Here is a 15,309-nt window from a genome sequence, read left to right as displayed (position 1 = left end):
TGCTTTAATTTATATGATATAGATTATAGATAGTTTTTGGAGGTTATTGTAATGGGCTACTATGTTAAAGTAGAACCAGATGTAAAGATTTATGTTGAAGACCTTAATGAGGGTGCTGATAAAACAATTTTATTTATACACGGCTGGCCAGGAAGTCATAAACTGTTTGAGTATCAATTTGATGTTTTGCCGAAGATGGGATATAGGTGCATTGGTATAGATACAAGAGGATTTGGAGAGTCAGATAAACCATATAAGGGCTACAATTTTGATACCTTGTCAGATGATGTCAAATGTGTAATTGATACATTAAAGTTAAAAGATATAACATTAGCAGGACATTCAAATGGAGGTGGAATTGCTGTTAGATATATGGCCCGTCATAAAGGTTATGGAGTATCAAAACTTGCTCTTTTTGGGGCAGTAGCTCCAAGTCTTATTAAACGTCCTGATTTTCCATATGGCTTAGATAAGGAAACAGTGTTACAGCTTATTGAAGGGACATATACTGATAGACCTAAAATGCTTCAAGGATTTGGTGATATGTTCTTTTATCAGCATATAACAGAAGCTTTTTCACAGTGGTTTTTTCAATTGGGTTTACAGGCAGCAGGATGGTCAACAGCAGCAATTGCAAGAGCTTGGATAAATGAAGTGTTCTTTTCTGATTTAGAGGATATAGATGTTCCGACTCTAATCATTCATGGAATTCATGACAAAATTGTTCCATTCGAACTAGGGCAGATACAAGAAAAAATGATTAAAAATTCAAGGCTTATCCCATTCAAGCATAGTGGACACGCGGCATTTTATGATCAACGTGAAGAATTCAATAAGGAGCTAATGAAATTCATAGAAGAATAAAGTTTTGTAATAAGAAAACACCATTAAATAAATATTTCAGATGAATAGTTATTTAATACCGTATAATTCATAAATTTGGATTTGCGGTATTTTTTATTTGTTGAAAATACTAAACATTTATCAATTTAATGTCAAAGATAAGAATGGATTTTTTAATAAAATATGTTAATTAAAGTTAAGTAACTTACATGTAATTTAAAGATATTACATAATATGTAAAGAATAATTGAGAATAAATAAAAGAAATACATTTATTTTTTGTAAATGTGCAGAATTGCTCGATAAATTGCTTATTAACGCAGTAGAATAGTAGTATTGCATGGAATATCATGGTAAGATAATAAATATGTGCAACAGCACAAATGAAAAAAAAGCTGAAAATTGGAGGGCTTTATTATGAAACTTTATAACTCCTTCGATTTCATTGGTGGACAATTATATATAGTGGTAAACAATGGAATCGCTACTGAAATCAGTCAATTATTTGTCGAAATGACTGAGTATTCAGAGGAAGAACTATTAAACAAAAACATTAAAGAAGTATTCAGTATTTTGAGAATCGGACCTAATGCCGATTTAGAAGATACTGATAGGGAGAAAGATTACTTTCTTTTTACTAAATCCTTAGATGCCAGGTTTATAAATATAGATATGGTAGAGGATGCACTTGGGAAGGTGTATATTTTCTTAGAAAAACCAAATTCTCGTCTGGATGTCAAATTCCCATCTATAGAAGCGTTATGCTCTCATAACAAGTTTGGAATTGCTGTTTTTAGTACTCCAGATATAACTCTATTGAAAGCAAATCAAACTTATCTAAATTTTCTTGATAAGCCATTTAACAAGGCAGAAAATTCAATAGGCAAAATGTTACATGAAATAATATCAGGATGGGCTGGAAGTTCATCAGAAGATATATGGAGAGGTGTACTCTCAACACAGAAACCGTTTTACAGTGATGAATATATGTTTGAATTTGAAAGAGGAGTGACATATTGGGAGGCCAGTCTAGCTCCGGTTTTTGAGGATGGAATTCTAAAATATTGCATTGAAATTACAACAAATATAACAGAAAAAGCTTTAAATAGAAAAAGAATAGAAGAACAAGCAAAGATTATTGAAAAACAAAATGAACAGCTGATGATGCAGGCCAACCTATTAAATCTTTCCCATGATGCTATTTTAGCTTGGGAGATTAATGGGTCTATTATATATTGGAATAAAAGTGCAGAGGAAAAGTATGGTTATAGCACTGAAGAAGCTATTGGATGTGTTAGCCATAATCTGCTAAAAACCAGATTCCCGATTAAGTTTAGTATTATAAAATCAATACTTTTAAGTGAAGGAATTTGGAACTCAGAAATAGAGCAAACTAAAAAAGATGGAACAAAACTTATAGTGGAAACTAGATTGCAGCTAATAGTAGACGAAAATGGAAAGCAAATCATACTTGAAACTAATCGCAATATTACAGAGAATAGGAAAATGGAAAAGGAATTACAAATTCAAAATCAAATTATAGAACAGCAAAAAGAAGAATTAGAAATAATAATAGATAATATGGCAGATGGGTTAACGGTTGTAGATAAATATGGTAAATATACAAGAACAAATAAAAAAGTAGTTGAGTATACTAAAAAGTTTACTTCGCTTGATAAGACGGTTGATAAGGCTGGTGAGTCATTTGAAGCTGGTGAAATATATTACGATGAAAAAGGCGAACGCATTTCACTTGAAGACTTTCCTTCTGTGAAGGTTGTAAGAGGTGAAAAAGTTAAAAATCAGAGGATAGTTGTAAAGCACGGAGACGATGCCTTCCATTTTGATTTTAACGCAACACCTGTTTTTGATGACAGTGGCGAAGTTAGATTAGGGATTATTATTAATCGTGATGTGACAGAACAAGTTGATTATGAGAGGCATATCAAAGAACAGAAAGAACTGTTTGAAGTTATATTAGACAATATGCAGGAATCAATTTACGTATTTGACAAGGATGGCAAGTATGTAATTAAAAATAAAGTGGCTAGAGAACGTCTTTACGAAGACTTTAAAGAATTAGGAGACGGGTATAGAGCTACAGAACTTTACGATTTGGAAGGAAATAAAATGCTAATTGAGGAAACTCCGATATATCGCGTAAAATGTGGAGAAATAGTAAAAAATAATATTGTGAATTTTAAAAAAGATGGTATGGAATATTACAATATTATCAGTGGAACACCAGTCTATGATAGTAGTGGCGATTTTTTGTATGGAGTGGTGAGCTTTCTTGATGTGACTGAAATGATGAAAAGTCAACAAGATTTAAAAGAAGTACAAGAAAAACTGTTATCTATAGAGCGTGAAAAGAATGAAGGACTTGAGCAGGCAATGGAAATGAAAGATGAGTTCTTATCATTTATTTCTCATGAATTCAGAACACCACTTAATGTAATTAATACAGCTATACAAACTCTAAATTTGATTTATTCAAACCAAATGACTGAAAAGATAAAAACATACATGGGAACTATTAAGCAGAATACTAATAGACAATTAAGACTGGTTAATAACATTCTTGATATTACACGTGCTAATGCAGGTCGTATCACGATAAATAAAAAGAATATAGATATAGTTTTTTTAACAAAAGCCATAACTGAATCTGTATATGAATTTGCATCAAAAAAGGGAGTAAGGTTAACATTCGTATCAAAACTTACAAAAAAAATAATAGGGATTGATGATGAAAAATATGAACGAATCATTTTGAATCTTCTTTCTAATGCAATAAAGTTTACACCAGCAGGCAAATCTATTGTTGTAAATTTACATTCAGTGAAAACTAATGTGTGTGTTGAAGTAAAAGATAATGGGATAGGCATACCGAAGAGTAAGGTAGATGTAATATTTGAAAGATTTGGACAGGTAGAGAGTTCATTATCAAGGCAGGCGGAAGGAACAGGTATAGGTTTGTCGCTCGTAAAGAGATTTGTTGAAGCATTGGGTGGAAGTGTAACAGTAAAAAGTAACTTGGGTAAAGGTGCAACTTTTAAAATACTGCTTGCTGATGAGAAAGTAATAGAAGAACAAAACGAAAAGCCAATGATTGATTTAATGAATGACAATCGACTTGTCCAGACTACTAACATAGAATTTTCTGATATATATTTATAGATAAAAGTATTTATATTTAAATGCCATATGATATGAATAATAAAATAATGTATTAAAATATAAAATCATTTAGAGGTGAGTTATTATGTTTTCTATTGAAAAAATAATAAGGAATAGGAGTGAATAACACATAGTTATGCTCCTATTCTTATGAAACAAGTGACAACCACCATTTTGAGGAAATGGTTTGGGGTGTAGTTAGTGGCAGTTATCAGATTGCACTATTATTATGTGAAAGAACGAGATAGATATTCTAATTAGATTCTGCAAAAATTTCAGATTATAGGGAATTAAAGATGATTTAACATGAGTTGTTTTAAAAATGGATATTTTGGAAAGGATTAAGATTAATAGACTAAGTTAAATCAAGGAGATAATAAAATTATGATGTGTAGTGGAGAGTTATTAGAAGAAAAAGTACAGCAATTTTGCAAAAATATTAATAAAGATGAAGGCCAAATATGGCAAGTTATAAACAGTGTCCATACAAAGACCTATGGACGTAACATAATGTTTGAAAAGGAGCGGTATCAAAAAGAAAATAATCTAGAAGATATACCAATGGCTGAGCAGTTTGCCAAATTGAATTTAGTTCATAGAGCGATAGAAATACTAAAAGGACTTGAAGAGTGTGCTAAAAATGGTTGGGAGTTAGAGTAGAAGAAAACTTTACGTTAATTGATGTAAATAAAAGTTAAAGAAAAATTAATATGACAATCTAAAGCCTAATAGGGCTTTAGATTGAGATGGTTTTGGGTAAGGAATTTCTATTATTTGCTTTCAACATTAAAATCTCTTAAGCAAGCTACAATATTTCCATTACCTCGATGAAAGTTAACACATTCGCAGCACTTACCATGTCTTTCGCAAGCGATATTAGAGCATGTACAATTCTTTTCGTTACAACCAGCCATTTTGAATTCCCCCTTAAGATCTAAATAAAAAATTCTAATTCATTAATAATTATAAACTAATTTCTAGGAGATATATAGAAAAGTGAAGATGATTATTGAAATTTTAATAATTAAAATTTGTATGCATAAATTGTCTTTGACTTAAAAAAGATTATTAATTAAAGGTATATTTTTTATTTTGTAGGGAGTGAAATAATAAATAGATTAACAGCTAATAGTAGTATATTATGATTCTAGTCGAGAATTTAAAATAAAGTTAAAAAACATCCGTGAAGGTAGATTAAGTTGAAAATACTTGATCTACCTTTCTATTTATTTGATTTTAAGACAATGTTTATACAGAATAATGATAAAATTACAATATATGTTATAATTAAGAGCGAGAATGAATTGATAATAAATAAGATGGAATTGTTATTTATGAAAATATAAATAAAAAATCAATTGATTATAATTTGAAAAAGTGACACTTAAATTTTTAGAAATTGTTCTATTTGGCATCTATAAATAGTTATGTAATGATTTTATATTCAAGATAAGGAGTAATAAGATATGAAGAAAATAATTTTGATAATAATATGTATTAGTACAATGTTTACATTAACATCATGTTACAAAGAACATAACACTAATTTTTTTGAGGAAACATCACCGTATACTAAGGAAGCGGAAAGCAACTATAGCTATGAGTTTAATGATAATAAATTGGTGATTAGCAATAAATGCAGTAATTTAGAAATTACAAAGAGTGGCACTAATGAAGTAAAAATTAGTATGAGAAAATCTGTTGGAGGAGAAGATGAAGAAAAGTTGCAGGAAGCACTAGATAATATTAAATGCACATTTTCAGATGGTACTGTTAATATAGAACCTGAAAAAGATGATGGCTTTCTTTTAAACTCAAGAAGTATAGAAGCTACTATTAGTATTCCTAAAAACATTGGTATGTTAGATATAGAAAGCTCTGTGGGAAATGTTGAATTGCAAGGAAATTTTGATAATTTAAAATCTGATATGAAGACAGGAAATTTAGCGTATAAAGGAGAATTAAAACAAGGAAATTTCACAGCTAGTGTTGGTAATGTTAAATTGGACTTACAGAGTCTAGATCCTGCTTATAAGTATGATATTAATGATAAGGTTGGAGATGTGGAGATTAAAATACCTAAGGAAAGCTCAATTAATCTAACTGGGCCAACTAATAGAGGTATTGAAGTGGGAAATGATGTTAAAATTGATGATAATAGTGCTACATTTAATATAAATTCAAAAGTATCAAATGTAAAAATAGATAGCTAAAGAGATTTGCTTAAGAAAGTTGAATTATTATGAAATACTTACAAAGTTGAATTATTATGAAATACTTACTATGTGAAATGTGCGTAATAAATAATTTGAGATTTTATATTTATTAATGTAACAAATCATCAAGATTACATATGCAAATAAAAGGAGAAACAGTATGATGAATATTTATAAATTTAAATACTTTTCTTTAGATGCGATAAAGAGTCTAAAACGAAATTCTACAACAACAATTTTTTCAGTAACTACTATAGCTGCAGCTTTCTTTATTAATGGATTATTTCTATTATTCTTATTATCAATTGGCATAAGTTTTGGAACTATTTCTACAGATAATGGAGCAATGAAAGAAATGATTATAATTTTAAGATGTTTTGAAGTTGCAATTTTTATTGTATTACCAATAGCAGCAGTATTTTTAATTGTAAATGCAATTAAAATGGTTATGTTCTCCAGAAGGAGTGAAATAAGTATAATGAAATTTATTGGGGCTACTGACTGGTTTATTAGATGGCCATTTATTATTGAAGGGGGAGTCATAGGAATTGCAGGGGCTTTTATAGGAAATTTATCTCTATTTTTCATATATAGCTTTATTTATACTAAAGCAATGGAGTTTGCACCAGAATTTAATCTTGTACGACCTACTTTTATAACTAATGTAATGCTTTTTCCATTTGGAATAGCAGGGGTTTTTATAGGTTTTATAGGAAGTATAATAGCTCTAAGAAAATTCTTAAATGTATAGATTTAATACTTAAGAAATTAATTGTTTGAAGATTTATTATTATATAAATTAGAAAAAGTGATATTATGATTTGGAGGTGAATTAGTGTTATTTCAAAGAGATTTCACTGTTTAATCAGAATAGAAGTTTGTATGTAATGTTCTAATAATTAAGTTAATTGAAAGAAGGAAACAAAGATGGAATTTAGTATTCGTCCAATGAAAGAAGAAGATTGGAATAGTGTTGCTGATATTTACATTGAAGGAATGAAAACTAAAAGGGCTACATTTCAAGCAGAACTTCCTAAGTATCAAGATTGGGACAAGGGACATTTAAATATAGGAAGGTTTGTTGCTACTAATAGTGATAATAGAATTCTTGGTTGGATAGCTCTAAGCCCAACAAGTAGTAGATGTGTGTATAAAGGTGTTGCAGAAGTCAGCATCTATATTAGTGAATCTTGTAGGAGGAATAATGTTGGATATGAACTAATGAATAGAGTAATAGAGGAAACTGAAAAAGAAAATATATGGACATTGCAATCAGGAATATTCTCTATTAATGAAGCAAGTATTAAATTACATAAAAAATGTGGTTTTAGAGTTGTTGGAGTAAGAGAAAAAATTGGATGTGATGCTGATGGAATATGGCATGATACTACCCTTATGGAAAGACGAAGTAAAATAGTAGGCATATAGAAAATATGTCAGTGTTAAGAGTTATATTGCTTAGTCCAAGTTATCTTTAGAATATGTATATTACAATAATAAGTTTTTATCATAATTCCCAAAATAGTACAAGAATTTTAGTCGTAATTGTGAAATGTGCATTGTGCAGTGCAACATATATACATAGCAAACAAATGAAAGAATAAAAATTTTTTGTAAGAGTTAACAATTATTAATTATAAACGATTCTATATTCTATTTATAGCGATGAATTAGAGAAGGTAATATTATTTAAGATAAATTTAAAATATCTATGCATAATACTATATTTTGGATATATGATATAATAATTACAAGATAAAAAAATGATCAACACAAAAGGAGAGAAGTAATGGACAGTGCAGTTAATCACAACTATAAGAATCAAGGCATAAAATTTTTTAAGGAATGGGTAATTCCAATAGCATTAGCCCTTATAATAGCTATGTTAATAAAAAATTTCTTGTTTTTTAACATATATGTTCCTAGTGAATCAATGGTACCTACCATAAACGTCGATGATAAGATGGTTGTTACAAAAATATATAATATGGGTAATATTAAAAGGGGAGACATTATTGTATTTTATTCCGATGAATTAAAGAAAACACTTATTAAAAGGGTTATTGGATTACCAGGAGATCATATTGTAATACATGATGGAATTGTTAATATAAATGGAAATGATATTAAAGAAGATTATGTAAAAAACAATGAAAAATATAATGGAGCATTTGATGTTCCGGAAGATAAATTTTTCTTTTTAGGTGATAATAGATCTGATTCTTGGGATTCAAGAAGATGGAAAAACCCATATATAGATAAAAGTAATATAAAAGGTAAGGCTGTATTTAGATTTTATCCATTTAGTAAAATGGGTTCGTTATCACAATAAAAAATAAGAACAAATAACATATCAAAAATCGCAGTATTCACAATAATATATTTTACTTAAAGTAGTAGATTTTGATTTTTTTAGATACTTTAAAGAGAATAGATTGTAAGTGAATTTGTGATTTTTTATTATTTAGCTTTAAAATTCTAAAAATAGTTTGGAGTTCATTAATAAATAAAATTGTTGTAGATGAGACTAAAATATAGAAATCTGATCTAAATATATATAACAAATAATTAAAAATAATATAATAGAATAATTTGAGGAGAGAATGAATATATTAAATTTAATTTTACCAACTTTAGAAGATAAGGAAAAACTCATGGATTATAAAAGAGAGTTTATTGAAAATAATGACAGCATGGATGGTACAGCTGGATTAGGTATTGCTGAAACTTTTGAAGAATGGTATAGCGCATTTTGTGATAATTCAAAAGAAGAAACTGTAAGAGATGGCTTAGTTCCTGCAACTACATACATGGCTGTTTCTGTTAGCGATGGACATTTAATAGGAATGATTGATATTAGACACCGATTAAATGACTATCTTTTAAACTTTGGTGGTCATATAGGTTACAGTGTTAGAAAATCGGAAAGACGACAAGGATATGCAACTGAGATGTTAGGACTAGCACTAAAGGAATGTGTAAAGTTAGGAATTAAGAAAGTATTAATCACTTGTAGCAAAAATAATATTGGATCTGCAAAAACAATAGTAAATAATAATGGAATATTGAAAAACGAAGTGGATGAAGGAAATAGGATTACACAAAGGTATTGGGTTTGTTTATAATAGCCATAGAATAGAAACGGAAGATTACTACTTTAAGAGCAAATATAAAATTTGAAATAGGTATTGACTCAGCCCTTAGTGGAGGAGTTAAACTAATTTTGAGGGGAGGAAGAATCTTGAAAATCAGTGAGTTTGCTAAAAGGTCAGGGGTAACCATAAAAACATTAAGGTATTATGATGAGATTGGTTTGTTAAAGCCATCTACAAAAACTGAAACTGGATATAGAGTTTATTGTGATAATGATTTTATAAAATTACAGCAGATTACTATGTTGAAATTTATAGGGTTATCTCTTGAGGAAATAAAACAATTGACAAGTGGAAAAGAATATAATATGTACAATATGATTGATATTCAAACAAGAGCTTTAGAGGAAAATAAAAAGCACATTGAAGTGGTTCTTACGGCTTTAAATAAAGCTAAAAAGAAAATGCAAAGCAATAATTTTTTGGAAGTTCAGCAACTTATTGAGATTATTAAGATAACAAATATGGAATCAATAGCAAAACAACGATTTAATAATGCAAGTAAAGAGTACGTTACTAATAGTTATTTTTGGAGAGCTAAGGCCGCAGAGCTTATAAATAAATTAGTTGAACCTAATACTGATGATGTTATACTCGATTTAGGATGTGGTACAGGCAAACAAATTATTGAGTTATCACGAAATGTAAAATTAGCAATCGGATTAGACATTAGTGATGGAATGCTTAAACAAGCTAAGATAAATATTGAAAATCATAAGGCTACAAATATTGAGCTCTATATAGGAACCTTTGAGGAACCAAATTTGAATGTAGATTTATATAATAAAGGTATTACAAAAATTATTTCTAATTATGCATTACACCATTTGACTACAGAATATAAAAAAAGGGCAATAGAAAAAATGATCTCCATAGGAGGAAAGAGTCTTAATAGTATTATTATAGGAGACTTAATGTTTTTTGAGAACCCAGATTATTATCAAAATGAATTTTCAGAAGTAGGATATGGACCTGAAGTTGATTCACCATCAAGTGTTGACGAATTATTAAATTGTTTTTCAAATTTTAACTTTCAAATTGAGGTACACAAGTTACATCCTCTTGTAGGAGTTATCATCGCAAATAGAAATTAGATCTTAAGGTTTCAATTTTATTTCAAATATTACTAATTCTTATATAGAATAGAATTCTTATAATAGCTAAATATAAATATTATTTAGTTTTATATAGTTAGTATAATTTCTATAAAAGGAGCGAATTAGTAATGATGAAAAAAATAAACAGATTAGTAGTACTAATAGTTGTTATCGTACTAGCAATGACGAATTTAGCATATGCACAACCAATACCTAAGCAGAACATACAATATGGACCTAAAATATCAGATTTAAAGAATAAACAAGATATTATAAAAAATTTTCAAGATATCAAAACTATACGAACAAATATAGCCACCATAAATATAAGAGAAAATTCAACAAATGAACAATTAATTGCAGTAAATACAAGCATAAGAAATTATATTAATGAATATCAACAAGTTATTCGTAATTTAGAAGAACATAAAAGAACTTATAGTGATTCAATTTCAGATGTATTTTTTTCGGATCAAATATCATTTATAGCCCAAAGTTTTGTTATAAGTTTAAGGCATCAGCAAAATTTGATAAGAGCACTTCAAGGTACTGAAGAAGAGGGCAAAAGGCTATTTTATTCAAGTTATTTAATACCAGTATATTATTATCTAACTTTAGGAGATCAAATGATAGCGTATATTGATAACTATTTTACATTACCAGATTAAACTTAAAGAAAAGTATAAACAAATTTATAATTTTGTATTCAAGGATCGCATCACTTAGAATGATATGCGATCTTTTTATATTATAATACTTATAGAATGAAAAAAATTACATTAAAATATGTAAAGAAAGTAGGGATTAATATGAAAGTAATAGATTTAACACATACCATTTCGGAGAAGATGTCAGTTTATCCAGGAACAGATGAACCTAAATTAGAAGTTGCAAGTACCTATGAGAAAGATGGTTTTAAGGAAACACTGCTAACTATGTTTTCTCACACAGGAACGCATATGGACTCTCCGGCACACTTATTCTCTCAAAGAACAACTTTAGATTCATTTAGTGCAGAACAGTTTGTTGGAAAAGGCATAGTAGTTGATTGCAGCAATTTAAAAGAAGACCAAAAGATTACGATGAAGTATATTGAAGCTGTTAAAGAAAAAGCAGATATAGCACAATATATTTTGTTTTATACAGGTTGGGATAAATACTGGGGGACAGATGCTTACTTTGGAAATTATCCATATATTACAGAAGAAGTAGCTGAATACTTAATAAAAAGTAAGAAGAAAGGGGTAGGGATAGATGTTATAGGAATTGATCCTATTAAAGATGAAAATTTAACTATTCATAAAAAGCTTTTTGCTGAAACAGACATAGTTGTAATAGAAAATTTAACATCTTTAGATAAAGTGGGAGATGAAATTTTTACATTCTGCGCTCTTCCAATAAAATTCAAAAATTCTGATGGAGCACCTACTCGTGCAATTGCTATTTTAGAGGATTAATATTCATGTATAAATATTTAAGCAACATACAAGTATTTATAAAGAAGGTACTCATTAAATCCAATTTGCTTCAATATAAAAAATACATTTTAGCATTGTTAAAAAAATAAAATGTAATAAGGTGGTTTGGTTAATATGACTATAAATGTTGAATAATTGCACAATAAATATTATAATGTAATTAATGGAATAATTAGGTTGTAAAAGAGGTTAAAGGAATTTATTTGGGAATCTAACACATAATGAAAATTGATAAACTTATATTTCCAATTTATATCTCTGATTTCTTAAATAAAATTACTTTTTTCTATATATCAATGTAATTATTCTAAATAAATAATTAAAATTAAATAATAATTAAGAGGTGGATATTATGGGAATAAAAAAAATGATTGCAAATTTATTATTAAATCTTTCAAAATCTATGACTAAATCATCTATGGCATCGTATGGTTCAGCTGGTATTGAAGATATGCCAGAGTCTATGAAGAATTTAAGATAATAAAACTTGTTGACTATCTAATATTATAAAAGGAGATGTAAATTGGAATTGCACTATATAGACGCATTTATTACAGTTTTTCAAAGTATATTGTTTACTCATATAGTTAACTATTGCTTGGAACAGGAGAAATTAAAAGAAAATAAAAAATTAATATTGTGCATAGTACTATTGTCCTTAAATGGCTTTTTTATTACCTATTTATTTGGAAATTCATCACTATGTATATTTGTAACACATGCTTTGAGTATATTAATTATACATTTTACTTTTAGAAAAAACGTTCTAAACTCAATAGTAGCGTATAATCTAATATATTCAATAGTTATCATTTGGATATCTATATTTAGCAATGTATTATATGGAATATTGGGTGATTTTTTGATATATGATATCGATACATTAAATATTACGCTTGTATATATCTCTCAAATTTTCTTATTTGTTTTATGCCTTGTATTTAGAAATAAAATTAGGCAAATTTATAGGCTATTACTAGATGAAAGTAACTCTGTAAAATACATAATTATAATAAGTTTTTTTCCTGATTTTTTGATTTCTTTATATAATATTTCCTATGATATAGAACCAGTATTATCAAGAAATATTATAGTCATAGCTTTAATTGCATTTATAATATTTAATATAATAGATTTCAGAAAGATTAAAAAGAATTCAGATGAAATACATAAATTAAATAGGACTTTAACATCAAAAAATATTGAGCTTAAAAATATAAAAGATAATTATAATTTAAATATATCAAGTTTATATGAACTTTGCGATATGAATATGTATCAAGAGGCTTCTAACTTATTGAAAAGAATTATAAATACATATCAAAATAGTGGAAATGTATATGAGAAGGATGCTGAAGGATCTTCACTTTTATCACTAGCGACTAAGCATGTTTTAGCAGAGAATATAAAAGTTATTGTATGTGATAATGCTAATTTTATGTTAACAACAATAAATGAGATGGATTTATATAGAATAATAATTAATATAGTTAACAACGCGGTAAAGGCTATGAAAAATAGAGGGACTATAATTGCTGAATCATATCAAGAATTAAACAATATAGTTGTAAACATAGCAAATGATGGGGAAAGGATTCCAGATAACATGATTAATAAAATCTTTGATTCTGGATTTACTACTAAAAATAATAACAACAAGAATCATGGTTATGGTTTAAGCATAGTGAGAGAATTAATTGAAAAACATAATGGGAAAATTAAAGTTGAAAGCAGTGAGCAGATGACTAAATTTACGATCGTGTTGCCGGTAAACACGGATATGTAATTTATATATATTTATAAAAAGTAAATTCATAGAAGCTTATATTAAACTTTACTTATTCTAAAGTTAAATTGATTAAAACTCAATTTAAAATATAAGTTATTGTACAACAAATAAAATGAATTGTTATATGCAGAACGTACATAATTTACAGGATTAAAGAATATTTTTTTAATGAAAAAACAGCTATTTTGAACTTCTAACTGTTGACTTGTCAGGAGAGGTTCGATAGCTGTTTTTGATTTTTATTCTCTAGGAATTTATATTAAAGTTAAATCTGTGGATATGTTATGGAAAAGACGGATTCAGAAAATTATGGTTTGTAAAGAGAATAAAAAAGAAAATATATTCGCCTGCATAAAATGTTCTTATATGCAGCATAGCTGCCATTTCTGATGTGAAGATTTTTCTCACATGCGTTCGAAAGGCAGATGCGTAAAAAAATCTCCAGCTCCAAAGTCGCCTGCGATTTTGTTCTTGTAAATATAAAAAATAAAAAAGGCAGCAACTTTCGTTGCCACCAAGTCCATTTTGCAAAATTAGTATAACTTAATTCATCTATAGAAATCAAGGGGGATAATCGGAACATTTTATCAGAGCTCAATAATTTGGTAACTGTAGCATGAATTATTATGCATTGCTAGATATTGAAGTTACCAGTATTTGTGATTTATGATATAATTTATTTATATAAATTACAAGATTGTAAATGATTTTTGCATTATGGGGGAAAAAATGAGTGATAAAAATAAGGGAAAAGTTACTTTATATTTAATGAGACATGGACAAACTATTTTAAATAAGGCAGGAAGAACTCAAGGGTGGTGTGATGGTGTTCTTACTAAGGAAGGAATTGAAGTGGCTGTAAATGCAGGACTTGGACTTAGTGATGTTAGGTTTAAAGCAGTTTACAGCAGTGATCTAGGCAGAGCGATAAAAACGGCTCAGATTGTTATAAAAGAGAATAAGGCAAGCGGCGATTTAGAATTAAAAGAGATTGAAGGTTTAAGAGAAGTATGCTTTGGAAAATATGAGGGAGAGCTTGAAAAAGTAAAGTTTAAGAAAATGCTTGAATTCCTTAATGTAACTTCATTTGAAGAAATGGCAGAGAAATATGATTTTCAAAAAGCATATTGCGATTCTTGTGCTGCATTAGATGAAACTAATGAGGCGGAAGATTATAACACAGCCTCAAAAAGATTTATGAGAACCATAGATAATATATGCATTGAGAATTCCGAAGATAATGGGGGGAATGTTCTCATAGTAGTTCATGGAGGAATACTTAGAGTATTCATTGAGTATTTAGATAAAAAAGTTAATGTAAGAAATATGGATAATTCAAGTATATCCAAAGTAATATATGAAGATGGAGAATTTAAAGTAGAGTCTGTAAATGATAATAGTTATAGTGAAAAAGGGAAGGCTATGAGGCAAATACTAAAATAATTGATGATATGGTGGATGCAATCTAAAGTAAACTAAAGATAAGTAAAAGTAACTGGAATTAAGGAACTATTGAACAAGTACTTTATTCTATGTTATGTTTGCTTGATCGTA

At 28.2% G+C, this 15,309-nt stretch carries 15 protein-coding genes; 14 read left to right on the top strand and 1 reads right to left on the bottom strand.

Annotation, left to right across the window (positions count from 1 at the left end; genetic code table 11):
* Positions 1-51 precede the first annotated feature (51 nt).
* From T483_RS0111740 to T483_RS0111730, 3 genes are all read left to right on the top strand, one after another.
* A complete protein-coding gene (locus T483_RS0111740) occupies positions 52-864 on the top strand; it encodes an alpha/beta fold hydrolase (RefSeq protein WP_026887025.1) in 813 nt (270 codons plus the stop codon).
* Positions 865-1,260: 396 nt separating this feature from the next.
* Positions 1,261-4,023: a PAS domain-containing sensor histidine kinase gene (locus T483_RS0111735; RefSeq protein ID WP_026887024.1), complete on the top strand. Its 2,763-nt coding sequence runs from the start codon at positions 1,261-1,263 to the stop codon at positions 4,021-4,023.
* Between the two features lie 384 nt (positions 4,024-4,407).
* Positions 4,408-4,683, top strand: coding sequence for a hypothetical protein (locus tag T483_RS0111730; protein ID WP_026887023.1), 276 nt, complete (start codon positions 4,408-4,410; stop codon positions 4,681-4,683).
* Positions 4,684-4,793: 110 nt separating this feature from the next.
* On the opposite strand, the gene T483_RS31580 is transcribed toward T483_RS0111730, so the two are convergent.
* Positions 4,794-4,937 carry a hypothetical protein gene (locus T483_RS31580; protein WP_196244869.1) on the bottom strand — a complete coding sequence of 48 codons (144 nt, stop codon included), beginning with the start codon at positions 4,935-4,937 and terminating at the stop codon, positions 4,794-4,796.
* Between the two features lie 552 nt (positions 4,938-5,489).
* On the opposite strand from T483_RS31580, the gene T483_RS0111720 reads away from it, so the two are divergent.
* From T483_RS0111720 to T483_RS0111670, 11 genes are all read left to right on the top strand, one after another.
* Positions 5,490-6,236 (top strand): hypothetical protein, encoded by a 747-nt coding sequence (locus T483_RS0111720; protein WP_026887022.1) that lies wholly within the window; start codon positions 5,490-5,492, stop codon positions 6,234-6,236.
* A 163-nt stretch (positions 6,237-6,399) separates the two neighbouring features.
* Positions 6,400-6,990: an FtsX-like permease family protein gene (locus tag T483_RS0111715; RefSeq protein ID WP_242841853.1), complete on the top strand. Its 591-nt coding sequence runs from the start codon at positions 6,400-6,402 to the stop codon at positions 6,988-6,990.
* A 176-nt stretch (positions 6,991-7,166) separates the two neighbouring features.
* Entirely contained in the window at positions 7,167-7,667 is a 501-nt protein-coding gene (locus T483_RS0111710) for a GNAT family N-acetyltransferase (RefSeq protein ID WP_026887020.1), read from the top strand.
* Positions 7,668-8,028: 361 nt separating this feature from the next.
* The gene (gene lepB, locus T483_RS0111705) at positions 8,029-8,571 is read left to right on the top strand and encodes a signal peptidase I (protein WP_026887019.1); all 543 of its coding nucleotides are present in this window, start codon (positions 8,029-8,031) and stop codon (positions 8,569-8,571) included.
* A gap of 271 nt (positions 8,572-8,842) precedes the next feature.
* Positions 8,843-9,364 carry a GNAT family N-acetyltransferase gene (locus tag T483_RS0111700; protein ID WP_026887018.1) on the top strand — a complete coding sequence of 174 codons (522 nt, stop codon included), beginning with the start codon at positions 8,843-8,845 and terminating at the stop codon, positions 9,362-9,364.
* 116 nt (positions 9,365-9,480) lie between these two features.
* Positions 9,481-10,485 carry a MerR family transcriptional regulator gene (locus T483_RS0111695; protein WP_026887017.1) on the top strand — a complete coding sequence of 335 codons (1,005 nt, stop codon included), beginning with the start codon at positions 9,481-9,483 and terminating at the stop codon, positions 10,483-10,485.
* 131 nt (positions 10,486-10,616) lie between these two features.
* Complete coding sequence (locus T483_RS0111690) at positions 10,617-11,156, top strand: hypothetical protein (RefSeq protein WP_026887016.1); 540 nt, start codon at positions 10,617-10,619, stop codon at positions 11,154-11,156.
* Between the two features lie 141 nt (positions 11,157-11,297).
* Entirely contained in the window at positions 11,298-11,945 is a 648-nt protein-coding gene (locus T483_RS0111685) for a cyclase family protein (RefSeq protein ID WP_026887015.1), read from the top strand.
* 373 nt (positions 11,946-12,318) lie between these two features.
* Entirely contained in the window at positions 12,319-12,447 is a 129-nt protein-coding gene (locus T483_RS32455) for a hypothetical protein (RefSeq protein WP_278247426.1), read from the top strand.
* A 42-nt stretch (positions 12,448-12,489) separates the two neighbouring features.
* The gene (locus tag T483_RS0111675) at positions 12,490-13,752 is read left to right on the top strand and encodes an ATP-binding protein (RefSeq protein WP_051560359.1); all 1,263 of its coding nucleotides are present in this window, start codon (positions 12,490-12,492) and stop codon (positions 13,750-13,752) included.
* A gap of 732 nt (positions 13,753-14,484) precedes the next feature.
* The gene (locus T483_RS0111670) at positions 14,485-15,198 is read left to right on the top strand and encodes a histidine phosphatase family protein (protein WP_026887013.1); all 714 of its coding nucleotides are present in this window, start codon (positions 14,485-14,487) and stop codon (positions 15,196-15,198) included.
* The last annotated feature ends 111 nt before the right edge of the window (positions 15,199-15,309 follow it).

The organism is Clostridium beijerinckii HUN142 (genome assembly GCF_000621745.1).
In the GTDB taxonomy this organism is placed as follows: Bacteria; Bacillota; Clostridia; order Clostridiales; family Clostridiaceae; genus Clostridium; species Clostridium beijerinckii_A.
Note: the sequence above shows the minus strand (reverse complement) of the source record. Positions and strands in the feature narration are given on the sequence as shown.